The following is a 585-nucleotide window of genomic DNA, read 5'->3' as shown; positions in this document are numbered from 1 at the left end:
TTTTTTTTACAGATCGGTTAGGTTTAGCAATTTTACGCATTTCTTCCATAAAATCATTGTAAAACGAAAGTTCATATTTTAACCGGGCATTCTCTGCTTCAAGTGCTTTGATGCGTTCTTTGTCAGACTTAATAGATTGATTATTTTGTTCTTTAGGTTGTTCTTTAGGTTGTTTTTTAGGTTGCATAGGTGGTCTACCTTTAGGTTTAGGCTGTAATCCTGATATTCCTTCATCTAAATAACTCTTTTGCCAAATTGCAATTAAGCTAGGATTATCTAAGTTAAATAATTCTGCTGTTTCCTTAAAGGATAAACTATTTGCCCATCTAGTTTCAATAACAGTTTGTTTAAATTCAGCTGAAAAATTACGTTTCCTTATTCTTCTGTTTGTCGAATAACCATTCTTATACTTAAATAACCAGTTACGTACGGTACCTTCAGGAATATTTAATTCTTTAGCAGTTGCATGGAATCCCCATCCACGCTCAAATAGATAGTAAACTTTTTCTTTGATTTCTTTAGAATACTTTGTCATAAAAAAACTGCACCTCCAAAAATTGTGTCCAATTTTTGGGGTGCAGTTCA

1 protein-coding gene is annotated in these 585 nt (G+C 32.3%); it reads right to left on the bottom strand.

The window, feature by feature from the left end:
- On the bottom strand, positions 1 to 535 hold a 535-nt coding region (locus QZL64_RS12950), incomplete at its 3' end, for a helix-turn-helix domain-containing protein (protein ID WP_369665160.1).
- Between the last annotated feature and the right edge of the window lie 50 nt (positions 536 to 585).

Origin of the sequence: Veillonella sp. CAG:933, assembly GCF_000431435.1 — a bacterium.
Classification (GTDB): Bacteria; Bacillota; Negativicutes; order Veillonellales; family Veillonellaceae; genus Veillonella_A.
Note: the sequence above shows the minus strand (reverse complement) of the source record. Positions and strands in the feature narration are given on the sequence as shown.